Genomic DNA, 22146 nt, shown 5'->3' with positions numbered 1-22146 from the left:
TGTTTTAGTTTGACAAGAAATTAACAATGGTGAAACAAGACAAAAATACAGCATAAAGGAAAATAATTTATAGCCTGTATAAGTCAAATTCTTAACTATTTTTGTGGGGTGTCTGGTATCTATATACATATTCCTTTTTGTAAACAGCAGTGCCATTATTGCGATTTTCATTTTTCCACTTCTCTAAAAACAAAGGAAGATTTATTAAATGCCTTAGTGCATGAAATGAAAATTCAATCGTCATTTTTAGCAGGTACAAAGATACGGACAATTTACTTTGGTGGTGGCACACCATCTATATTATCACAAAATGAAATAAAAACTTTATTTGAAGCCTTATACCAAACCTTTGAACTCGATGATGTGGAAGAAATAACCATTGAGGCCAATCCAGACGATTTGACTGAACAAAAGGTCAAGGAGCTAAAGGATACACCTATAAACCGATTTAGTATAGGGGTGCAATCCTTCCAAGCTAAGGATTTAGAATATATGAATAGGGCCCATAATGTTCATCAGGCTCACGACTCTATTAAACGAGTACAAGATGCGGGTTGGGAAAACATAACCCTTGATCTTATTTATGGTACACCTACCTTAAGCCATGAACAATGGCAAGAGAATATGCAAACTGTAATTGATATAAACGTACCACACTTATCGGCATATGGGCTAACAGTGGAAGAAAAGACGCCACTACATCACGCTATAAAAAAAGGAAAGCAGTTACCATTAGACGAAGAAAAAAGTAAAGTTCAGTTTGAAATGCTGATGGATTTCATTCCAAAAAATGGACTAGAACAATATGAAATATCCAACTTTGCTAAGAAAGGATATGAAGCCAAACACAACGGCAGTTATTGGACAGATGAAAAATATTTAGGGCTAGGACCTTCAGCACATTCCTTTGATGGAGAAAGAAGAATATGGAATATTTCATATAATATACGCTATATCAACTCCATTAAAAAAGGGCAACTAAACAACGATTTTGAGGTGCTTAGCCAAGAACAACGCTTTAACGAATACGTTTTAACCTCATTACGCACTAAGGAAGGCTGTAATTTGGACTATGTAAAATCTCGTTTTTCGCCATTTTTAGTCAATTTTTTAACCTTTTCTATAAAAAAATGGATAAAAAATGGAGAAATTGAACAAAATGGCAGCTTTTTAGTATTGACAAAAAAAGGCAAATTTGTTGCCGATTGGGTGGCATCAGAACTTTTTTACATTAGCTAAACTAACAATGTAAGAAAAATGCCGTTTTTTGAACGTTTTTTAATAGTTTTAGTAACTTTTTTAATAGTTTTTATCGCTTTTTATTAAAAAACACGGCTTTTTACCAAACCACAAAAGACGAAAAACATAATAACACAAAAAAACAAAAATACAGACGTTTTTAAGCATTTTTGAGCCACTTTTGAGTGTTTTTGAGTAAAAAAAGAAGTTTTTATATAAAAATTACGACTTTTAAAAACCCAGAATTGACAAAAACACTAAAAACAAGACTATTTATTAAATTTTGAATACTTTTAAGCCATGATAGCAAACATTACACATCAAGACCAAACATTTAGAGTCGATTTATCCAAACCCATAGATATTTCCTTACCACTAAAAGCAGGTTTAGACAATCCAACCGCTTGGTATGTACCTGAAGTAAAAATGGATGCTGTAGTGATGGGCGACTGGGTAGGAGAAGTTAAACAAGGTGGTTCAGTCAATTTTTTCAATGTTTCTTTCAACCCTCACGGACATGGCACACATACCGAATGTGTAGGGCACATTTCAGAAAACAAAGAATCAGTAAACGATTGTATAACTAGCTATTTTTTTAACGCCCAACTCATAAGCATAGAACCTACAAAGCAAGGCGATGATGGAGTTATTACTAAAACACAAATTCAAAACCTTATCGAAAACAATATTGAAGCTATAGTTATTAGAACTCTTCCGAATGGAGAGGATAAAAAAACAATGGCATATTCTAATACCAACCCACCCTATTTGGAAAAAGAAGCCGCTCAATTATTGAAAGACTTAGGCGTAAAGCATTTACTCATTGACTTGCCGTCCGTAGATAAAGAACAAGATAATGGCGTATTGGCTGCTCACCATGCCTTTTGGGACTATCCTCAACATACTAGAATGGATTGTAGTATTACTGAACTAATATACGTGCCATCAAAAATCAAAGACGGACGTTATTTACTCAACCTCAGCTTTGCCCCATTTCACAACGACGCTAGTCCTAGCAGACCTACGCTTTACGCCTTAATATGATAGAAGAATTAAGAGACTATTGCTTAGCAAAAAAACAGGTTAGCGAGAGTTTTCCTTTTGATGAAAGCACTTTAGTCTTTAAGGTTCATAACAAAATGTTTGCTCTTATCTCCTTAGGGCAAGACCCTTTGAGAATGAACCTCAAGTGTGAGCCTGAAAAAGCCATAGAGCTAAGAGAAGCTTATTGGCAAGTTACCCCAGGCTACCACTCCAATAAAAAACATTGGAACACTATAATTGTAGATGGCTTATCCTCAAAGCAAGTACAAGAATGGATTGACCACTCTTACCAATTGGTATGGGACAAACTGCCTAAACGTCATAAAGTCTAGTATTTTTCTAACTGTTCTACACGCTCCAATAATTGATTGTATTTTGTCTTTAATTGCTCTATTTCTTCTTGTTGTTCCTGAATCCCTTTGATAGCAATGGGAATAAAATCGTTATAGCGAACTTCATAATGCCCTTGGTCCGTTTGTGTCAAAAAGCCTTGGTCATCAAAACCTACCTCCTCTAGCACCTTGACCAGCTCTTGTGCTATAAAGCCTACTTCACGAGTTTTTACAGTCGAATTTTTACGTACATAATCTACTGGACGTAACTTTGAAATGAGTTTCATTCCATAAGGTAAATCTCTGACCTTTTCTTTCCAATGCAAATCTGAAGATGTAGACCAAGACACTTGAATAGCAGCACTCACTATAGCGGAATTACCCATTCTGACTTGGTTACTTCCTAATGGATTTGCAACTTGAGCATCGTAACCAATCCCAATATTGTTACTCCCCTTTGTTTGTACAAGGGCAGAAGAACCAAAAGCACAATTACGATCACCTGAAATATTTTCTTTCAATGATAAATAGCCAAAAGAACAATTATTATCTCCAAACATATTCTCAATTGAAGATGAGCGACCAAAAGCAGAATTATAACTTCCCCTGTTAAAAAGCAATGCAGATGAGCCAAAAGCAGAATTTGATCCGCCCAAAGTACCTAATCCCAAACTATTATAACCTACGGCAGAATTATCAACACCGCTAGCATTACTGCTTAAACTCCCTGCTCCAAAAGCAGAGTTTCGATAGCCTGAAACAACATCTGATAAAGTATTATAACCACAAGCCGTATTTAAACTTCCTACAGTGTTAGAAGTCAAAGCATTATAGCCTACCCCAACATTATAGGAGCTAGTATTTGATGCGCCTGCATTTTGACCAACAAAAACACCAAATTGACTATTTAATACTTCAAATCGTGCTTTATTCATCCTAAAATAGGTTGTTCCAGCAAGTGCATATTCTATTAAATCGTTATCAGCACCATCATCAACTTTTATCCATGTATCTCTATCTTCATCGATAATTATCGATGAAGTATCACTAGTGGAGGACGAAGTAGAAACGCCTAAAGCAACCCATTCTGTACCATTATACTGATAAGTTGAGTTCTCTGTAATAACAAAAGCTAATTGCCCTGCTAATGGACTTATAATATTATTCAAATCAACAACAGAAGGCACATTATGCAATCGAATGAGCTGGTCTGAAACTAATTGGGAATAGGAGTGAAAATTAAAAAAAAGGAATAAGATGATATAAAATAATTTTTTCATGCTCATAAGATTTAAGGCTAGATTCGATAAGTACGAATTTAATGTAAAAAATTGTTATAAAGAAATCTATGAAGTTCTTTTTAGCGAATAGATATATTCAAAACAATCGATAAACCGCCTTAGACAATTATTCTTAAGATGACATCAATATTAACGGCTCAAAGAGTTAAGGTTTTAATTGTTCAAATCGTTCTATTAATTGTTGGTAATTCGCTTTTAATTCATCAATTTGAGCTTGTTGCTTTTCCAGTTGTACTTGCTGTTCCTGAATACCTTTTATAGCAATGGGAATAAAATCGTTATAGCGCACCTCATAATGCCCTTGGTCCGTTTGTGTCAAAAAGCCTTGGTCATCAAAACCTATTTCCTCAAGCACCTTGACCAGCTCTTGTGCTATAAAGCCTACTTCACGAGTTTTTATAGTCGAATTTTTACGTACATAATCCACTGGACGTAACTTTGAAATGAGATTCATTCCATAAGGCAAATCTCTGACCTTTTCTTTCCAATATAAATCTGACGATATAGACCAAGCAACCTGAACTGCTGCGTGTGTAATATCGGTATTTCCTATTCTAACCTGATTGCTATTGTTAGCATTCGCCAATTGCGCATAGTATCCAATGACATTGTTATTAATTCCATTATTGTGTACCATAGCAAATGCTCCTATTGCAAGAGCTTTATCTGAGTTTGAACGAAAAGCTGATTGATAACCTAAAGCAACACTAAATTCTGCGCTAATATTATTAAAAAGCGAACGTGAACCAACAGCAGTAGAAAACTCACCCGTAGTATTCTTTTTGAATGAAGACTCGCCTAAACTTACACATTCGTAACATTCTGTACACGAATAATGTGAATTATGTCCTATAGCATCATTTCTAAAGTTTGTTCCTACTATAGCAGCACTACTATTTGGCAAGTTGTCCTGAAGTGTATTTGAACCAATTCCTAAGTTAGTTCCACCTTGATTTTGGTGTAGCGAATTAAATCCTACCGCAATACAACCATCTCCATAACCGTCATAAATGTGTGAGTCATAAATATTTTCTTTAAAGGCACCTCTGCCAATAACTAAATTTCTTTTGCCCTCAATAGCTGCCTCATTTCCAATTAAAATTGAGGTTTTAGGACTGTTTACTTGAAATTTACCTAGTGTATCTATCATAAGAACATTGACGCCTTTTGTATGGAAATTTATTTCATCATTATCATTTCCATCATGAACTTCAATCTTGGTATCAGAATCTATATCTACCAATTCTGTTGTTGAAATTAACAGTATATCTGCATCAATTATTTCCCAATTTAAACCAGTAAATTGATAAGTCGTATTTTGAGAGTCTACATAAATAAGATTCCCATTGTAGGGATTAGAAACTAATCCTAATTCATTAAAATTTGATACCCTTTGTAAACTTAATAGTTGGTCTGATGAAAATTGAGCTATAGATTTTAAACTAAAAATAATCAAAAAAAATAGTAAATGCTTAACGTTTTTCATGATTAAATTACTGTTCTAAGAGTTTAATTTTTTCATTCAAAATTTTTAAAGCTGCAGATAGTTGGTTTATTTCTTCTTGTTGCTTATCAATATTTTCTTGCTGTTGTTGTATTCCTTTAATAGCAATAGGGATAAAATCGTTATAACGCACTTCATAATACCCTTGGTCCGTTTGTGTCAAAAAGCCTTGATCGTCAAAACCCACATCTTCTAACACTTGAGCCAATTCTTGGGCAATTAAACCTACTTCACGGCTATTATCAGAAGAATTTTTTCGCACATAATCTACTGGGCGCAATTTAGAAATGACGTTCATTCCATAAGGTAAGTCTCTGACTTTTTCTTTCCATAACAAATCAGACGATGTAGACCAAGCAATCTGAACTGCTGCGTGTGAAATATCGGTATTTCCTATTCTAACTTGATTGCTGTTAGAATTATTTGCAACTTGAGCGTTATACCCAACAGCAGTATTATTATTGCCCGTTATTTGAGCTAATGCCCTACCTCCTATAGCCGTATTATAATTTATATCATCTCCTACATAAACTGCAGACTCGTATCCAAAAGCAACATTATAATCCCCATATTTATTTGTTAATAAACTTCTTACTCCAACTCCAACATTACCAATTCCCGATCGATTATCCTCTAATGCTCGAAACCCTACCGCTATATTAGAGTCGCCATCAGAAATTTTTAATAACGATAAAGCGCCAATAGCAACATTGGCATTACAATTATTAGAAGTGCTTTTAAGATAAGACATTGCTCTATAACCAATAGCAACATTAGAACTTCCTTTATTATCATTCAATGCACTATAACCTAATGCTACACAATCACTTCCAAAACCTCCACCTTCCATTTCATGATTGTTTTGAAATGCTAGCGAACCTACTACTACATTTCTTTCTCCCATAATATTTGGGTTTGACCCTATTAAAATCGAATTATTTGGGTTGTTTATTTTTAATCTAGCGTTAGTGTCAATATTTAAAACATTATTTCCTTTTGCATACATTCTTATTTCATCCATATCAAAGCCGTCTTCTACCATTACTTTAGTATCTCCATCCAAATCAACTAATTCAATGGTTGATGGAGTTCCAGGAATACAGAAATTTCCCCACTCAATTCCGTTATACTGATAAGTTGTATTCTCAGAAACAACATAAGCCAATTGCCCCGCTAATGGATTAGTTATAGCATTCAAATCAACAAGAGAAGGCACATTATACAAACGTGTGAGCTGCTCTGAAACTAATTGAGAATAGGAGTGAAAACTAAAAGAAAGATATAAGAGGATACAAAATAATTTTTTCATTACAATTTGGACTTAAGGTTAGTACGTTAGTACGTTAGTACGTTAGTACGTTAGTACGTTAGTACGTTAGTACAAATTTAATACAAAAAACTGTTGTAAGGAAATCGTTTGGCGTGAATTTCTTTAGCTATTTCGTATAATTTATCCCTGAAGGAATCAAAGTTATCTTTCTGCAAAGCCGATATAAAAATACTTTCTCCACTCTTTGCCATCCAAGTGCGTTTCCACTCCTCCAACGAAATATTAGCTTTTGTAGCAGGTGTCAAATCGTCTTCGTCTTTCTTTTCATAAGTGAATGCGTCCACTTTATTGAAGACCATAACAGTTGGCTTATCAAATGCATTAATTTCGTCTAAGGTTTTATGGACTATGTCTATTTGTTCTTCAAAATTAGGGTGTGAGATATCAACTACATGCAATAAAATATCGGCTTCTCTAACTTCGTCTAAAGTCGATTTAAAGCTTTCGACCAATTGATGGGGCAATTTGCGAATAAAGCCTACGGTATCAGATAATAAAAAAGGTAAATTGCCAATAACCACCTTTCTTACGGTAGTATCTAAAGTGGCAAACAATTTGTTTTCAGCAAAGACCTCCGATTTGGACAAGCTATTCATTATGGTTGATTTGCCTACATTGGTATAACCGACTAAAGCCACCCTAACTAAAGCTCCTCTATTACCCCTTTGAATGGCTTTTTGTTTGTCAATCTTAATTAACTTCTTTTTGAGGAGGGCTATTTTATCTTGAATGATACGTCTATCGGTTTCAATCTGTGTTTCACCCGGTCCACGCATACCGATACCCCCTTTTTGACGCTCTAAGTGAGTCCACATACGGGTTAGTCGGGGCAAAAGGTATTCGTACTGAGCTAATTCTACTTGTGTCCTAGAGTGAGCAGTTCGTGCTCTTGACGCAAAAATATCAAGAATAAGATTACTCCTATCTAGTATTTTGCATTCTAATTCCTTTTCAATATTTCTAAGCTGAGAAGGCCCAAGTTCATCGTCAAAAATGACCAGTTGGACATCTTCATCTTTGATAAAGCGTTTTATCTCAATGAGTTTACCTTTTCCAACAAATGTTTTGGGGTTAGCAACAGCTAATTTTTGAGTAAAATGTTTAACAGCAATTGCACCTGCAGTATGAGCTAAAAAGTCCAATTCTTCCAAATACTCTTTGGCTTGACTTTCGTTTTGGTCATTGGTTATCAAACCCACCAAAACGGCTCTTTCCTCAACAAAATCGTGAGTAAGCTTTTGACTCATATTATAACCAACTTGGAGGTAAAGACCATACTATACAAAGTGTTGCAATTGCAAATAATATAAAAGTTCTTCGATGATTACTAGCATCTTCAGATTTTTTAGACTTAGAACGAGCCACAGTTAGCAGGACTAAAGCAATAGTCATCATCAAAGGATGCTCCAAAGCATACAAACGAGAAAGAGAATCCCCCATTGCTTGGTCTAAACTTTTGACATTAGGGCTAACAAAATAGAGTATTGCTCCAACTACCCATTGAATATGCGCTGTTATCATAGCAAACAACACCAATTTATTGGATAATTTATCAAAAGAAGAAGATTGTATCCAGCCGATTAAAGATTTCACCAATACAGCACCGATTAATAATATAAGTATAAAAGGTAAGTTAGAATGTAAATGTAATAGTCCGATGTACATAAAATTAATTTTTGGCAAAGGTAAGGAATTATATCCGTCAGTAATTTGTAATTTAACACCCTAAAATTAACAATTAACAATGAAGTATCTTTTAATCGTTTTTACTAGCTTAGGTCTTGCTCTTTCGGCTCTAGCACAACATACGTTTCCTGTAAATGGAGTCGTTAATAGTTACGAATCTACTCATGCTTTTATCAATGCAACTTTAGTTGTTTCTCCCCAACAAAGTATCCAAAATGGAACCCTCATCATAAAAGGTGATGAGATCCTTAGAGCCGATGCTGATACCACAATTCCGCAAGGGGCTATCGTTCACGATATGAAGGGCAAATACATTTACCCATCTTTCATAGATTTGAATGCTAACTACGGTATAGAAGAACCTAAAAAAGTCAAGTGGAAACCCTCACCACAATATGAGAGCAACACTAAAAGTGGTGCTGGTTGGAATGAAGCCATACACCCTGAATTCAATGCCAATAGCCTTTTTGCTTACGATGAAAATGAAGCCGACAGCTACCGTTCAGCAGGTTTTGGCGTGGTACTAAGCCATCAAAATAATGGTATCGCCAGAGGTAGTGGTTTATTAACCACACTAGCAGATGGCTCTGAAAACAAAAGCATCTTGAAAGGTAAAGCGAGTGCTCACTATTCTTTGAGCAAGGGAACATCAAGACAAAAATACCCGAGCTCATTAATGGGAACATTAGCTCTACTTCACCAAAGCTATCTTGACGCCGAATGGTATGCTCAAGGGCAAGACAAAGAATACAACCGTTCTCTAGAAGCTTGGAACGAACTACAAGACTATCCGCAATTTTTTGAAGTTAGGGATAAACTAGATATTTTTAGAATTCATAAGATAGCCGATGAATTTGAGACAGACTATTATGTGGTAGGTAATGGCGATGAATATCAGCGTATAAATGAGCTAGTCAATACTAACTTTTCTATGGTTATTCCATTAAATTTTCCAGATGCTTATGACGTTAGCAATCCACAAGCTGCAGATATGGTATCTCTCAAAAAAATGAAACATTGGGAATTAGCCCCAACCAATCCAGCAGTACTTTTTGACAACGGTATCTTTGTAGCTTTTACTAGCTCAAAGCTGAAAAAGAAAAGTCAGTTTTTGGATAAAGTAAAGACCGCTATTGAGCACGGTTTGAGTGAAAGTGACGCTTTGGCAGCACTGACAACCAACCCTGCTGAAATGATAGAAATGAGCCATAAAATAGGCACACTAGAAAAAGGAAAGTTAGCTAACTTCATCGTTAGTTCTGCGCCCATCTTTGAAGACGCTGAGCTAATTAGTAATTGGATACAAGGAAAAGAATACCCTATCAATACACCAAAAAGTATTGATTTTAGAGGAAACTACCTCAGCTTTGAAAAAGACACCCTTAAAATTAGTGGCTCGTTAGAAAAGCATAGTGGCAAACTCCTCATAGACACTTTAGATTTTAAAGTGAAATTAACCCAAGAAGGCCCTCACCTCAACTTACAATACGAAACGGACGAGGGAGTATATCGAATTAACGTCTTGAAAGAAAAACAAACACTTGTTGGAACGGGCGTAAGTCCTAAAGGTCAAACCTTCGATTGGTCGGCGCAACTTATTGAAGCCTTTGAAGAACTAGACGAAGTTGAAGAAGATACCCCACATGTTCCCCACTACGGCGAAACATGGTTTCCAAATATGGCGTACGGTTGGCAAGAACAACCCACACAAGACAACATTATTTTTAGAAATGCTACGGTTTGGACCAACGAAGATGTAGGCACAATCGACCAAGCTGATGTAGCCATTTCACAAGGTAAAATTGTCAAAGTAGGAGTCGGAATAGTTGCTGAAGAAATATTTAAAAAAGAGAGTTTCCAAGAAATAGATGCTAAGGGTATGCACCTCACATCAGGTATCATAGACGAACATTCTCATATAGCTATTAGTCGTGGTGTTAACGAAGGTTCTCAAGCGAGTAGTGCCGAAGTGAGCATCGCTAATGTGATAAACTCAGACGACATTAATATATACCGTCAACTTTCTGGTGGCGTAACTACAGCTCAATTACTTCACGGCTCTGCTAATCCCATCGGCGGACAGTCTGGTATTATCAAATTCCGTTGGGGTAGTAGCCCTGACCAAATGAAGTTTGAAGGTGCTGATGGTTTTATCAAATTTGCCTTAGGCGAAAACGTTAAGCAATCCAATTGGGGCGATTATGAGCGTATTAGATTCCCGCAAACACGAATGGGAGTAGAACAAGTGTTTTACGACCACTTTATGCGAGCAAGGGCATACGAAAAAGAGTGGCAAAACTATAACGCCTTGTCCTTATCAGAAAAAAGAAGAACCCAAGCCCCAAGAGAAGATTTAGAGATGAATACCTTAGTAGAAATCCTAAATAGCGAACGCTTTATCACTTGCCACTCTTACGTACAATCGGAGATTAATATGCTAATGCATGTAGCCGATTCTATGGGCTTTACCTTGAATACTTTTACTCACATTTTGGAAGGCTATAAGGTGGCTGACAAGATGAAAGAACACGGAGCTGGGGCATCTACCTTTTCAGATTGGTGGGCTTATAAGTTTGAGGTCAATGACGCTATCCCTCACAATGCCTCTATACTTGCCGATATGGGTATCGTTACTGCCATAAACTCAGATGATGCTGAAATGGCAAGACGACTCAATCAAGAAGCTGCCAAAGCCGTTAAATACGGAGGCGTTAGCCAAGAAGAAGCATGGAAAATGGTCACCCTCAACCCTGCTAAATTATTGCACCTAGACCATAGAGTAGGTAGTATCAAATCAGGCAAAGATGCCGATATCGTACTTTGGACTGACAATCCCTTATCGGTTTATGCCAAAGTACAACAAACCTATGTCGATGGGCGTTGTTACTTTGATGCTGAAAAAGACTTAGAGCTAAGACAACGTAACACCCAAGAACGTGCTCGACTTATACAGAAAATGCTGAGTGACAAAAAAGCAGGAAAACCTACCCAAGTAGTAAAAGCAGAACAACGCATTCACTACCATTGCGACACTCTTGAAGACGGTAAACATGACAATCATCAACACTAAAAAATACAACATGAAACATTTTCTTTTAACACTACTTTTTGCTCCACTAATGGGTTTTGGGCAAAACACTTTATTCCTAGGTGGCAAAGCTCATCTTGGCAATGGAGAATTCATCGATGTATCGGCTATATCAGTCAATAATGGTAAATTCGAAATGGTGGCTAATGCTAAAACTATACGCATTAACCCTCAAGCATTTGATACCATCATACACATATATGACCACCACGTCTATCCTGCTTTTATAGCCACCAATACGACTTTGGGTATCACTGAAATTAGTGCCGTTAGAGCGACTAATGATTACCGAGAAACAGGAACATTCAAGCCACATGTGCGCTCGTTGATAGCCTACAATGCCGAGAGTGTTATTATCCCTACCATTAGAAGTAATGGGGTTTTATTAGCTCAGATAGCACCACAAGGTGGTCGCATTACAGGAAGTTCCTCAGTGATGAAATTAGACGGTTGGAACTGGGAAGATGCTGTATTAAAAGCCGACGATGGCATACACCTCAATTGGCCTCCTTACTTCGTGCAAACAGGCTGGTGGGCTGAACCTGGCGACATCAAAAAGACGGAAGAATACGATATGCAATGTCAAGAAATGGAGGATTACTTTGTAAAAAGTAAAAGTTTTTATGAAAGCAAAAGCACCGTTAATGATTTACCTATGATGGCTATGCAAGGACTTTTTAGTGGAGAAAAAAGGCTTTATATACATGCCAATTTGCAAAGAGAAATGACAGATGCCATTTTATTTGCCAAAAAAATGGGAGTCAAACATATGGCAATTGTTGGAGCTCGAGAAGCTCATAAAATGGCTGCTTTCCTAAAAGCAAATGACATCCCAGTTATATTAGATCGTATCCATCGACTACCTGCCACTGAGAGTACTGGTGTTGATGTGCCTTACAAACAGGCCTCCATTTTACATAAGGCTGGTGTTAAGTTTGCCTTTTGCTATCAAGGAGATATGGAAGCTATGGGACAACGTAACCTACCGTTTTCTGCTGGTACTGCCGTAGCACACGGCTTGCCCTACGAAGAAGCCGTTAAAGCATTGACACTAAATACTGCCGAAATTTTGGGAATTGACGAGCATACTGGTCAGATAAAAAGTGGTATGGACGCTACCTTCTTTATTTCTAAAGGCGATGCTTTGGACATGATGGGCAATGATGTGAAACACGCTTTCATTAAAGGTCAAGCTATTGACTTAGACAACAAGCAAAAAGTCCTCAACAAAAAATACAGAAAGAAGTACGGATTAGAAGTTAAATAATAGAATACTTGTGATAAAAAAACAGTTGTTTTAGCTCACCTTTAATAGCCTACCTTTTGTCTGACTCTCTCAAGTACCGACTGGGCAATAACTTTGGCTTTTTCTGCCCCCTTTAACAACTCCGACTCTATCTCGTCGGTATTTTGCATCAAATAATCAAAGCGTTCTCTCTCTTTTGAAAAGCGTTCCAAAATAAGCTCGTACAAGGCTTGTTTGGCGTGTCCATAACCGAAATTACCACCTTCGTATTGGGCTTTTAGTTCAGCAATTTGAGAATCAGAAGCCAATAGCTGATACAACTGAAACACATTACAGGAAGACCAATCTTTAGGCTCTTCAAGGGCTGTGCTATCAGTAACAATTCCCATAATTTGTTTGCGCAATTTCTTTTCTGGCAAAAAGATGTCAATAAAATTATTGTACGATTTACTCATCTTTTGACCGTCAGTACCCGGAATAGTCATAACACGTTCATCAATTTGGGCTTCTGGCAACACCAAAGTATCGCCATAAGTATGGTTAAAAGAACCCGCAATATCTCGTGTCATTTCTAGATGTTGTTGTTGGTCTTTTCCCACAGGCACAATTTCTGCATCGTACAATAAAATGTCTGCCGCCATTAGTACAGGGTAAGTAAACAAACCAGAATTTACATCTGACAATCTATTGGCTTTATCTTTAAAAGAGTGAGCATTTGCCAACATAGGGAAAGGCGTAAAACAATTCAAATACCATGTCAGTTCGCAGACTTCAGTACAATCCGATTGACGATAAAAAATGTTTTTAGACGTATCAAAACCAAAAGCCAACCAAGTAGCTGCCGTAGCATAGGTGTTGTGCCTCAATAGCTCGGCATCTCTTATTGTTGTTAAAGAGTGTAAGTCCGCAATAAATAGCAAACTCTCATTAGCAGGATTTTTGGATAATTCTATAGCGGGAATAATTGCACCAAGAATGTTACCCAAATGAGGAACTCCTGTACTCTGTATGCCAGTTAAAACTCTTGCCATGCGTTAAATTTTAGAGTGTAAAAATAAGAATTGCTGTAAATATGCCATCTAATTAGCTATTTTTGTTTGCTCTTATGAAGATAATAAAAGGGATACTCAGCTTATTGTGGCGATTATGGTTTGCACTATGCTTTGCCATACCCTTTCTTATCCTATTGCCGATTACTATTTTCATGACGCTAAGTCCTAAGTTTTACCCTGTCCTTTATTTCTTTTTACACCGTATCAGTAAATTCATGATGTATGCCAGTGGTATATTTCCAAAAGTCAACAAAGAATATAAGCTAGACCCTAAAAAACAATATCTGTTTTGTAGCAATCACACCTCAACGATTGATATTCCAATGATGTTTTTTTTGAGTAAAAAGCCCATCGCATTCATTGGTAAAGACTCTATCAGCAAATACCCCATCTTTGGCTACTATTACAAACGCTTTAATGTTTTGGTCAATCGAGCAAGTTTGAGAAATTCGTATGCTGCTTTTGAACAAGCTGGACAAAAGATAAAAGACGGACAGAATATGGTTATTTTTCCTGAGGGCGGCATTGTAAAAGAAAGTTTACGCTTAGGAAAATTCAAAAATGGCCCTTTTAGGTTGGCAGTAGAACAGAATGTTAGCATAATTCCTATTACCTTTGCCGACAACAAGCATATTTTTCCCGTTCAGTACATGAAAGGAAAACCGCAAAGGGCTAGAATAACCATTCATCAACCCATTGACAATTGCTCGACTTACAGCATAGAAGACCTAAAAAATAAAGTATTTAACACCATTGAAAAGGAATTGATTCGATATGAAAATTGACCAAACACTAATTGAAAAACTAGCTAAACTCAGTCAGCTAGATTTCAGCCAAGAAGCAAAAAACAAAATGGAACAAGATTTAAATAAAATCTTAGCCTTTGTCGATGAGTTAAATACTCTGAATACCGATGATATCGAACCTTTAGTCTATATCAATGAGGAAGTCAATAAGCTGAGGGAAGATAAAGTCGCTGAACATCTGCCTAAAGAAAAGGCACTTAAAAATGCTCCGGATAAAGACTCGGATTATTTCAAAGTGCCTACGGTATTAAAAAAGTAGCCCTTAACAGTTTTCGTCAAAAGCCTGCATGAGGTTTTCAGCTATCATTTCTGCTGGACGACCTTCTATATGATGTCTTTCTATAAAGTGAACCAACTCACCATCTTTGAATAAAGCTATTGATGGCGAAGATGGAGGATAAGGCAAACAGTAATCTCTAACTTTAGCTACCGCCTCTTTGTCTTGTCCTGCAAAGACAGTCGTTAATTTATTAGGCACTTTGCTGTGTTTTGCCGCCATCTTAACAGCCGGACGAGCATTACCAGCAGCGCAACCGCATACCGAATTTATCATAACTAAGACAGAGCCGCTCTTTTCGGAGAGAACAGCCTCTACTTCTTGAGCGTTGCGCATTTCTTCAAAACCTGCTTCGGTCAAATCTAAGCGCATAGGAGTACAAATTTCTTCTGGATACATAATTTTTTATTTAGAGGTGCAAAATTACTTCAGTTGGCGTTTACTAACAAAGAAATCACGAATTATTTCGCTACACTCTTGTTCCATTACACCACCTACTAGCTCTGTCTTGGGGTGTAATACCTGTCCCGCCATCGCTCTAAACCCTCGTTTTTCATCACTTGCCCCAAAAACTATCTTTTTGAGCTGAGTCCAATAAGACGCTCCAGCACACATTACGCATGGCTCTAAAGTCACATAAAGAGTGCATTCATTCAAATACTTGCCCCCTAAATAATCGGCAGCAGCAGTAAACGCTTGCATCTCGGCATGAGCCGTAACATCATTGAGACGCTCGGTAAAATTATGAGCTCGTGCAATAATTTGATTATCACAAACAACTACCGCACCTACTGGTACTTCATCTAATTCTTTGGCTTTTTGAGCTTCTGCCAAAGCCTTTTTCATAAAATAGTCGTCAGAATGGTCTTGTAACATCTAGCAAAAGTAGCTTTTTAATTCAAAATTATCGTAATTTTGACGCTTTGTAAAACAACTATAATGTTAAGAACACATCATTGCGGCGATTTACGTCAGGGACATATTGGAGAAGAAGTAACCCTTAGCGGCTGGGTACAAAAGACTAGAGATTTAGGAGGAATGACCTTTGTCGATTTGAGAGATAGATACGGTATCACTCAACTGGCGTTTAATATGGATACGGAATCCGATTTGTGCCTACAAGCTAGAAAATTAGGTCGTGAATATGTGATTCAGGTTCGTGGTAAAGTCATCGAACGCTCTAGCAAAAATAAAAATATCCCTACTGGTGATATAGAAATAGAAGTGCAAGAGTTAAACATACTAAATAGTGCCAAAACGCCACCGTTTACAATTGAAGATAAAACCGATGGCGGTGATGACTTACGTATGCAGTACCGTTATTTAGATATTCGTAGAAATCCCGTCAGAGAAAATCTTGTACTCAGACACCGACTTTCTACAGAAACGAGAAAGTATCTTGACTCTCAAGATTTTATCGAAGTAGAAACCCCCTACCTCATCAAATCTACCCCTGAAGGAGCGCGTGATTTTATTGTGCCATCTCGTATGAACGAAGGTCAGTTTTATGCCCTTCCTCAGTCCCCCCAAACCTTTAAGCAATTGCTTATGGTCGGAGGTATTGACAAATACTATCAAATCGTAAAATGCTTTAGAGATGAAGATTTGAGAGCCGACAGACAGCCTGAATTTACACAGATAGACTGCGAAATGTCTTTCATTGAGCAAGAAGATATCCTCAATATGTTTGAAGGTTTAACGCGTCACCTCTTGAAAGAAATAAAAGGCGTTGAACTAGAAAAGTTTCCTAGAATGACCTATGACGATGCTATGCGTCTATACGGTTCAGATAAGCCAGATATACGTTTTGAAATGACCTTCAATGAAATGAATGGGGTCACTCAGCAAAATAATTTTGTAGTATTTGATAGTGCCGAATTAGTGCTTGGTATTTGTGCTAAAGGTTGTGCCGAATGGAGTCGTAAGCAATTGGACGCTATGACGGACTATGTAAAACGACCACAAATTGGTGCCAAAGGGCTTATCTATTGCAAATACAATGCCGATGGTACTTTTAAATCTTCAGTAGATAAATTTTTCAGTCAAGAAGACCTAGCCAAGTGGGCAGAGAAAATGAATGCCGAGCCTGGTGACTTAATGTTTTTATTGTCTGGTGAAACCGATAAGTTACGTAAACAAATGAACGAATTGCGTTTGCAAGTTGCTGAACAGTTGGGACTAAGAAAGCCCGATGAATTCGCACCGCTTTGGGTAGTCGATTTCCCATTATTAGAATGGGACGAAGAAAGCGAACGCTATCACGCTATGCATCACCCTTTCACTTCGCCAAAACCTCACGACATTGATAAGCTAGAGAGTGACCCAGGTGCAGTACGTGCCAATGCTTATGATTTGGTCATGAATGGCACAGAATTGGGCGGCGGTTCTATCCGTATTCACGACAAAGAATTACAGCGATTAATGTTTCAGCACTTAGGCTTTACGGAAGAAGAAGCCAAAGACCAATTTGGATTTTTGATGAATGCCTTTGAATATGGCGCACCACCACACGGAGGTATTGCCTTTGGTTTTGACAGACTATGCTCGCTTTTTGGTGGTCAAGAAAGTATTAGAGACTTCATCGCTTTCCCAAAAAATAACTCAGGAAGAGACGTTATGATAGATGCTCCATCAAAAATTGATAATGCCCAACTAGACGAGCTGAATATAAAATTAAAATAACATCAAATTTTATGTGCAAAAAAAGCCCCAAATTGGGGCTTTTTTAATTCTTTGAATTCAGAGGTTTATAAGGTTCCTCTATTCCCTTGTTCTCTTTCTATGGCCTCGAATAAAGCTTTGAAATTTCCTTTACCAAAGGATTGAGCTCCTTTACGTTGAATGATTTCGAAGAACATAGTAGGTCTATCCACAACAGGCTTAGTAAACAGTTGTAACAAATAACCCTCATCGTCTCTATCTATAAGAATACCGTGTTGCTTAAGAATTTCAACATCTTCATCGATGTCTCCTACTCTTTCTAGTAAGTCATCGTAGTAATTGTCAGGGACATACAAAAACTCTACCCCTCTGTCACGCATAGCCGAAACAGTAGCAACAATATCATCGGTAGCTACAGCAATGTGCTGAACACCTGGCCCATTATAAAAATCAATATACTCTTCGATTTGTGATTTCTTCTTACCTTCAGCAGGTTCGTTAATCGGGAATTTAATACGTCCGTTACCATTACTCATAACTTTACTCATGAGTGCCGTATAATCGGTAGAGATATCCTTATCATCGAAAGAAATGATTTGTGCGAAGCCCATCACTTTGGCATAAAACTCACACCAAGTATTCATCTCATCCCAATCAACATTACCGACCATATGATCAATGAATTTCAGTCCTGTAGGAGCTGGATTATAATGGCTTTCCCATTTTTTATAGCCCGGTAAAAAGGCACCATCATAGGCTTTTCTTTCTACAAAGATGTGTACTGTTTCGCCATAAGTATGAATACCAGAACGAATCACTTTGCCGAAGTCGTCTTCTTCAGCAGTCGGTTCCATAAAAGACTTTGCACCACGCTTAGTCGTTTCTTCCCAAGCCTTAGTAGCATCTTCTACCCATAGTGCAACAACCTTTACGCCATCACCGTGCTTATTAATGTGTTCATTAATGGGCCCGCCTTCAGTAAGTGGTGTAGTCAATACCAATCGTATTTTGTCTTGTTTTAAAACATAAGAAACACGGTCTTTTACCCCTGTTTCCAGTCCAGCATAAGCTTCTGACTGAAAGCCAAAGGCTGTTTTGTAAAAATGAGCCGACTGCTTGGCATTACCCACATACAACTCCACATAATCTGTTCCGAGTAAGGGTAAGAAATCTTCTGCATCATCGAACAACTTTTTTAAACTGTATTCTGTGTTTTGAAGGTTTTTTAAATTTTTAATATCTGCTGACATAATTGTAAGTTTTATAAATTATTAGTCCAACCAAGATTGATGATAATCTCCGTCTATTAAATCCATAGCTGCTTGAGTTACTTTTAGGGGTTTAAAGGTATCCACCATTACAGCCAGTTCTTCTGTTTCGGTCTGTCCGATACTGCGCTCCGCTGCCCCTGGGTGTGGCCCGTGAGGAATACCGGCAGGGTGTAAAGTGATTTGCCCTTGTTCTATATGATTTCTACTCATGAAGTCACCATCGACATAATACAAGACCTCATCCGAATCAATATTCGAATGGTTATAAGGTGCTGGTATAGCCTCAGGGTGGTAATCGTAAAGTCTAGGGCAGAAAGAACACACTACAAAACCAGCAGCCTCAAAAGTTTGATGGACTGGTGGTGGTTGATGTACTCGACCAGTTATAGGCTCAAAATCATGAATTGAAAAAGCATAAGGGTAATTGTAACCGTCCCATCCAATAACATCAAAAGGATGCGAAGCGTAAACGTATTCGTGTAACATCCCTTCCTTTTTTATCATCATAGTAAAGTCACCCAATTCATCGTGAGTTTCTAAATCTTGAGGCTGACGTAAATCACGCTCACAAAAAGGAGAATGCTCTAACAACTGACCAAACCAGTTACGATAACGCTTTGGCGTATACATTGGACTGGTTGACTCAACAATGAAAAGTCGGTTGTCTTCAGTGTCGAATTGAAAGGCGTATATCATACCTCGAGGTATCATCAGATAATCGCCAGGCCCGTACTTTAGGTTACCTACGATGGTGCGTAAAGTTCCTGTTCCTTTGTGAACGAATACCATCTCATCGCAATCGGCATTTTTATAAAAATAATCCGTCATAGATTGCTGAGGTGCAGCCAATGAAATGTGACAATCGTTGTTAATAAGTACAGCGATTCTACTTTCTAAATAGTCGGCAGTAGGCTTTACATTAAAGCCTTTCAAACTTAGTGACTTCAGGTTTTTTTCAACTGCAATTTTGGGGCTAATATCTTTTGCTCCTATGATGTCTTTAACCATTGTCGGTCGGTGAGTATGGTATAGTAAAGAAGACATACCGTCAAAGCCGACTGTCCCAAATAATTGCTCATAATACATGCCGCCTTCTGGTTTAGAAAAAACGGTATGTCTTTTGTGGGGTATCTTCCCTAATTTGTGATAAAATGGCATAGTTTAATTTTTTAGTAAGTTATAAAAAAAATTATTTTTTAAAAGCTTTTGATAAATCCACTTTTTGATGGCTATGAAAACGCTTTTTATTTTCTATTCCTTGACGCAATTTCTGTTGTTCTTCTTGAGGTAATTGAATGATATCTAAACAATCTGAAGAACAACATTGCTGATGTTTTTCTTGACAACTATCGCATTGAATAAACAATAAGTTACAATTGACATTGTTGCAATTGACGTGTGTATCCGAAGGCTCACCACACTGATGGCAACTGCTAATTATATCGTTACTTATGCGTTCAGACAAACGCTCATCAAAAACAAAGTTTTTACCTTTAAATTTATTGTCTAAGTCCTCATTTTCATCTAACTGTCGTGCATAATCAATGATTCCTCCATGCAATTGATTGACATCTTTAAAGCCGTGATGCTTGAGGTATGCTGAAGTCTTTTCGCAACGAATACCACCAGTACAATACAGCAAAACTTTTTTATCCTCTTGCCCTTTCAACATATCTTTTACTTCAGGCAATTCTTCTCTAAAGGTCTCCGATTGTGGGCAGATAGCATTTTCAAAATGTCCAATTTCACTTTCGTAGTGATTTCGCATATCCACGACTATCGCTCCTTGTTCTATGGCATCATTCCACTGTTTAGCATCAAGGTGCTGACCAACATTCGTCACGTCGTATTCGTCAATAGGCAAACCATCCGCCACAATTTGTTCCCTTACTTTAATGGTGAGTTTATAAAACGATTTACCATCATCTTCAACAGCAATTTTGAGGGGAATATGTTTAAACTCCTCATACTTGTTCAGTGTCGCAATAAATTGTTCCCAATGGTGCTCAGGCACATTCATTTGGGCATTTATACCTTCTCTAGCAACATAAATCCTTCCTAAACAATCTAAGTCGCCCCAATCTTTAAACAATTTATCTCTAAACTGCTCGGGACTATCTAGGATAACATAGCGATAAAAAGAAAGCGTTTTTCTGAAAAACTTCTCAGATTCTAGCTTCTTTAGGGCTTGTTCCTTGCTCAGCTTGTTACGCAAACCTTTCTTATGTGCATTCGGATCCATTAAGCAAATTTTCTTTCGCCAAAGGTACACAAAGAAATAGGAAATGAAAGATGATTTGAGTCATAGGTATGCACTAAATGCTATATTTGTAAAATATTTTAAGCTCCACATGAAAGACACCATATTAGTAATCGGTTCTTCTGGCCAAATCGGTACAGAATTGGTAAGTACTCTCAGACTTACTTACGGCAACTCCAATGTCATTGCCTCAGATATTCGACCAATAAAATCGGACGATAATTTACAATCTGGTCCTTTCGAGGTGCTAGATATAATGGATAAAAAATTGTTGTTTGAAATCGTCAAAAAATATCAAGTGACTCAAGTTTATCTTTTGGCAGCTTTGCTTTCGGCAACCGCCGAACAAAATATAGAATTGGGTTGGAGTTTGAATATGCGCTCCCTTTCTCACGTTTTAGACCTTGCTAAAGAGAAACACATTAAAAAGATTTTTTGGCCCAGTTCAATTGCTGTTTTTGGACCAACAACGCCACGTATCATGACCCCTCAGCGTACCATAATGGAACCTAACACGGTTTATGGTATCAGTAAATTAGCAGGGGAACGATGGTGTGAATACTACCATCAAAAGTTTAATATTGATGTGAGAAGTGTTCGATACCCTGGACTTATAGGATGGAAATCACAACCGGGTGGTGGCACAACCGATTATGCCGTTCATATTTTTCACGAGGCTATAAAAAACAAAAGCTATACGAGTTTTTTAAGCGAAAACACCACACTACCGATGATGTATATGAACGATGCTATTCGAGCAACCTTAGAAATTATGGACGCAGAAGCAGAGCATATTAAAATACGTTCTTCATACAATATTGCTGGTTTGAGTTTTAGCCCAAAAGAGTTGGCCCAAGAGATAAAAAAGCATATTCCAGAATTTGAAATGCATTACAAAAGCGACTACCGACAAGCTATTGCTGACAGTTGGCCGCAAAATATTGATGATTCTGTAGCTTTAAAGGATTGGAATTGGAAAAGTTCCGTTAATTTGCAAGAAATGACTTCGGATATGCTGAAGAACATTGAAACACTAATTACCGAATAAC

The 22146-nt window shown here is 37.4% G+C and carries 20 protein-coding genes; 9 read left to right on the top strand and 11 right to left on the bottom strand.

Going from position 1 to position 22146, the window contains the following annotated elements:
- The first annotated feature begins 108 nt into the window (after nucleotides 1–108).
- From hemW to ISP71_05630, 3 genes are all read left to right on the top strand, one after another.
- On the top strand, nucleotides 109–1239 hold the full coding sequence (gene hemW / locus ISP71_05640; GenBank protein ID MBL6663572.1) for a radical SAM family heme chaperone HemW: 1131 nt from the start codon (nucleotides 109–111) through the stop codon (nucleotides 1237–1239).
- Nucleotides 1240–1539: 300 nt separating this feature from the next.
- Entirely contained in the window at nucleotides 1540–2283 is a 744-nt protein-coding gene (locus tag ISP71_05635; GenBank protein ID MBL6663571.1) for a cyclase family protein, read from the top strand.
- Nucleotides 2280–2615 carry an MmcQ/YjbR family DNA-binding protein gene (locus tag ISP71_05630; GenBank protein ID MBL6663570.1) on the top strand — a complete coding sequence of 112 codons (336 nt, stop codon included), beginning with the start codon at nucleotides 2280–2282 and terminating at the stop codon, nucleotides 2613–2615. The genes ISP71_05635 and ISP71_05630 overlap by 4 nt, the downstream gene beginning before the upstream one ends.
- Here ISP71_05630 and ISP71_05625 read toward each other — a convergent pair.
- From ISP71_05625 to ISP71_05605, 5 genes are all read right to left on the bottom strand, one after another.
- Complete coding sequence (locus ISP71_05625) at nucleotides 2612–3895, bottom strand: tail fiber domain-containing protein (protein ID MBL6663569.1); 1284 nt, start codon at nucleotides 3893–3895, stop codon at nucleotides 2612–2614. The two genes, ISP71_05630 and ISP71_05625, sit on opposite strands and share 4 nt — an antisense overlap.
- Nucleotides 3896–4061: 166 nt before the next feature.
- Nucleotides 4062–5402: a tail fiber domain-containing protein gene (locus ISP71_05620; GenBank protein ID MBL6663568.1), complete on the bottom strand. Its 1341-nt coding sequence runs from the start codon at nucleotides 5400–5402 to the stop codon at nucleotides 4062–4064.
- A 7-nt stretch (nucleotides 5403–5409) separates the two neighbouring features.
- The gene (locus ISP71_05615; GenBank protein MBL6663567.1) at nucleotides 5410–6729 is read right to left on the bottom strand and encodes a tail fiber domain-containing protein; all 1320 of its coding nucleotides are present in this window, start codon (nucleotides 6727–6729) and stop codon (nucleotides 5410–5412) included.
- A gap of 77 nt (nucleotides 6730–6806) precedes the next feature.
- Nucleotides 6807–7997 carry a GTPase HflX gene (gene hflX, locus ISP71_05610; GenBank protein ID MBL6663566.1) on the bottom strand — a complete coding sequence of 397 codons (1191 nt, stop codon included), beginning with the start codon at nucleotides 7995–7997 and terminating at the stop codon, nucleotides 6807–6809.
- A 1-nt stretch (nucleotide 7998) separates the two neighbouring features.
- The gene (locus ISP71_05605) at nucleotides 7999–8415 is read right to left on the bottom strand and encodes a hypothetical protein (protein ID MBL6663565.1); all 417 of its coding nucleotides are present in this window, start codon (nucleotides 8413–8415) and stop codon (nucleotides 7999–8001) included.
- Nucleotides 8416–8494: 79 nt separating this feature from the next.
- Between ISP71_05605 and ISP71_05600 the strand changes: the two genes are divergently transcribed.
- Nucleotides 8495–11506, top strand: a complete 3012-nt coding sequence (locus tag ISP71_05600; GenBank protein MBL6663564.1) for an amidohydrolase family protein — start codon at nucleotides 8495–8497, stop codon at nucleotides 11504–11506.
- Nucleotides 11507–11516: 10 nt separating this feature from the next.
- Complete coding sequence (locus tag ISP71_05595; protein MBL6663563.1) at nucleotides 11517–12791, top strand: amidohydrolase family protein; 1275 nt, start codon at nucleotides 11517–11519, stop codon at nucleotides 12789–12791.
- A gap of 41 nt (nucleotides 12792–12832) precedes the next feature.
- Here ISP71_05595 and trpS read toward each other — a convergent pair whose 3' ends face one another.
- Entirely contained in the window at nucleotides 12833–13801 is a 969-nt protein-coding gene (trpS, locus tag ISP71_05590; GenBank protein MBL6663562.1) for a tryptophan--tRNA ligase, read from the bottom strand.
- A 74-nt stretch (nucleotides 13802–13875) separates the two neighbouring features.
- On the opposite strand from trpS, the gene ISP71_05585 reads away from it, so the two are divergent.
- Both ISP71_05585 and gatC read left to right on the top strand, forming a co-directional pair.
- The gene (locus ISP71_05585; protein ID MBL6663561.1) at nucleotides 13876–14607 is read left to right on the top strand and encodes a 1-acyl-sn-glycerol-3-phosphate acyltransferase; all 732 of its coding nucleotides are present in this window, start codon (nucleotides 13876–13878) and stop codon (nucleotides 14605–14607) included.
- Nucleotides 14597–14887: an Asp-tRNA(Asn)/Glu-tRNA(Gln) amidotransferase subunit GatC gene (gatC, locus tag ISP71_05580; protein MBL6663560.1), complete on the top strand. Its 291-nt coding sequence runs from the start codon at nucleotides 14597–14599 to the stop codon at nucleotides 14885–14887. The genes ISP71_05585 and gatC overlap by 11 nt, the downstream gene beginning before the upstream one ends.
- Nucleotides 14888–14890: 3 nt before the next feature.
- On the opposite strand, the gene ISP71_05575 is transcribed toward gatC, so the two are convergent.
- Nucleotides 14891–15304, bottom strand: a complete 414-nt coding sequence (locus tag ISP71_05575) for a BrxA/BrxB family bacilliredoxin (GenBank protein MBL6663559.1) — start codon at nucleotides 15302–15304, stop codon at nucleotides 14891–14893.
- Between the two features lie 24 nt (nucleotides 15305–15328).
- Nucleotides 15329–15781: a nucleoside deaminase gene (locus ISP71_05570; protein MBL6663558.1), complete on the bottom strand. Its 453-nt coding sequence runs from the start codon at nucleotides 15779–15781 to the stop codon at nucleotides 15329–15331.
- 63 nt (nucleotides 15782–15844) lie between these two features.
- On the opposite strand from ISP71_05570, the gene aspS reads away from it, so the two are divergent.
- Nucleotides 15845–17587 carry an aspartate--tRNA ligase gene (gene aspS, locus ISP71_05565; protein ID MBL6663557.1) on the top strand — a complete coding sequence of 581 codons (1743 nt, stop codon included), beginning with the start codon at nucleotides 15845–15847 and terminating at the stop codon, nucleotides 17585–17587.
- A gap of 65 nt (nucleotides 17588–17652) precedes the next feature.
- Here aspS and hppD read toward each other — a convergent pair whose 3' ends face one another.
- Genes hppD through ISP71_05550 form a run of 3 tightly spaced genes read right to left on the bottom strand, consistent with a single transcriptional unit; the run spans nucleotide 17653 to nucleotide 21079 of the window.
- Nucleotides 17653–18816: a 4-hydroxyphenylpyruvate dioxygenase gene (hppD, locus tag ISP71_05560; protein ID MBL6663556.1), complete on the bottom strand. Its 1164-nt coding sequence runs from the start codon at nucleotides 18814–18816 to the stop codon at nucleotides 17653–17655.
- Nucleotides 18817–18837: 21 nt separating this feature from the next.
- Nucleotides 18838–19995, bottom strand: coding sequence for a homogentisate 1,2-dioxygenase (locus tag ISP71_05555; GenBank protein ID MBL6663555.1), 1158 nt, complete (start codon nucleotides 19993–19995; stop codon nucleotides 18838–18840).
- 31 nt (nucleotides 19996–20026) lie between these two features.
- Entirely contained in the window at nucleotides 20027–21079 is a 1053-nt protein-coding gene (locus tag ISP71_05550) for a rhodanese-related sulfurtransferase (GenBank protein ID MBL6663554.1), read from the bottom strand.
- Between the two features lie 109 nt (nucleotides 21080–21188).
- Between ISP71_05550 and ISP71_05545 the strand changes: the two genes are divergently transcribed.
- A complete protein-coding gene (locus ISP71_05545) occupies nucleotides 21189–22145 on the top strand; it encodes an NAD-dependent epimerase/dehydratase family protein (GenBank protein ID MBL6663553.1) in 957 nt (318 codons plus the stop codon).
- The last annotated feature ends 1 nt before the right edge of the window (nucleotide 22146 follow it).

The sequence above is a fragment of the Flavobacteriales bacterium genome (assembly GCA_016779995.1).
In the GTDB taxonomy this organism is placed as follows: domain Bacteria; phylum Bacteroidota; class Bacteroidia; order Flavobacteriales; family UBA7312; genus UBA8444.
This window is presented reverse-complemented; position numbering and strand designations above follow the sequence as displayed.

Bases quoted from the DNA above. Each gene is read 5' to 3' on its own strand.
- hppD (MBL6663556.1), bottom strand. From the start codon at position 18,816: ATGTCAGCAGATATTAAAAATTTAAAAAACCTTCAAAACACAGAATAC.
- ISP71_05550 (MBL6663554.1), bottom strand. From the start codon at position 21,079: ATGGATCCGAATGCACATAAGAAAGGTTTGCGTAACAAGCTGAGCAAG.
- ISP71_05570 (MBL6663558.1), bottom strand. From the start codon at position 15,781: ATGTTACAAGACCATTCTGACGACTATTTTATGAAAAAGGCTTTGGCA.
- ISP71_05615 (MBL6663567.1), bottom strand. From the start codon at position 6,729: ATGAAAAAATTATTTTGTATCCTCTTATATCTTTCTTTTAGTTTTCAC.
- ISP71_05630 (MBL6663570.1), top strand. From the start codon at position 2,280: ATGATAGAAGAATTAAGAGACTATTGCTTAGCAAAAAAACAGGTTAGC.
- ISP71_05600 (MBL6663564.1), top strand. From the start codon at position 8,495: ATGAAGTATCTTTTAATCGTTTTTACTAGCTTAGGTCTTGCTCTTTCG.
- ISP71_05555 (MBL6663555.1), bottom strand. From the start codon at position 19,995: ATGCCATTTTATCACAAATTAGGGAAGATACCCCACAAAAGACATACC.
- ISP71_05620 (MBL6663568.1), bottom strand. From the start codon at position 5,402: ATGAAAAACGTTAAGCATTTACTATTTTTTTTGATTATTTTTAGTTTA.
- ISP71_05605 (MBL6663565.1), bottom strand. From the start codon at position 8,415: ATGTACATCGGACTATTACATTTACATTCTAACTTACCTTTTATACTT.
- trpS (MBL6663562.1), bottom strand. From the start codon at position 13,801: ATGGCAAGAGTTTTAACTGGCATACAGAGTACAGGAGTTCCTCATTTG.
- ISP71_05585 (MBL6663561.1), top strand. From the start codon at position 13,876: ATGAAGATAATAAAAGGGATACTCAGCTTATTGTGGCGATTATGGTTT.
- ISP71_05545 (MBL6663553.1), top strand. From the start codon at position 21,189: ATGAAAGACACCATATTAGTAATCGGTTCTTCTGGCCAAATCGGTACA.
- gatC (MBL6663560.1), top strand. From the start codon at position 14,597: ATGAAAATTGACCAAACACTAATTGAAAAACTAGCTAAACTCAGTCAG.
- ISP71_05635 (MBL6663571.1), top strand. From the start codon at position 1,540: ATGATAGCAAACATTACACATCAAGACCAAACATTTAGAGTCGATTTA.
- aspS (MBL6663557.1), top strand. From the start codon at position 15,845: ATGTTAAGAACACATCATTGCGGCGATTTACGTCAGGGACATATTGGA.
- ISP71_05575 (MBL6663559.1), bottom strand. From the start codon at position 15,304: ATGTATCCAGAAGAAATTTGTACTCCTATGCGCTTAGATTTGACCGAA.
- hflX (MBL6663566.1), bottom strand. From the start codon at position 7,997: ATGAGTCAAAAGCTTACTCACGATTTTGTTGAGGAAAGAGCCGTTTTG.
- ISP71_05595 (MBL6663563.1), top strand. From the start codon at position 11,517: ATGAAACATTTTCTTTTAACACTACTTTTTGCTCCACTAATGGGTTTT.
- ISP71_05625 (MBL6663569.1), bottom strand. From the start codon at position 3,895: ATGAAAAAATTATTTTATATCATCTTATTCCTTTTTTTTAATTTTCAC.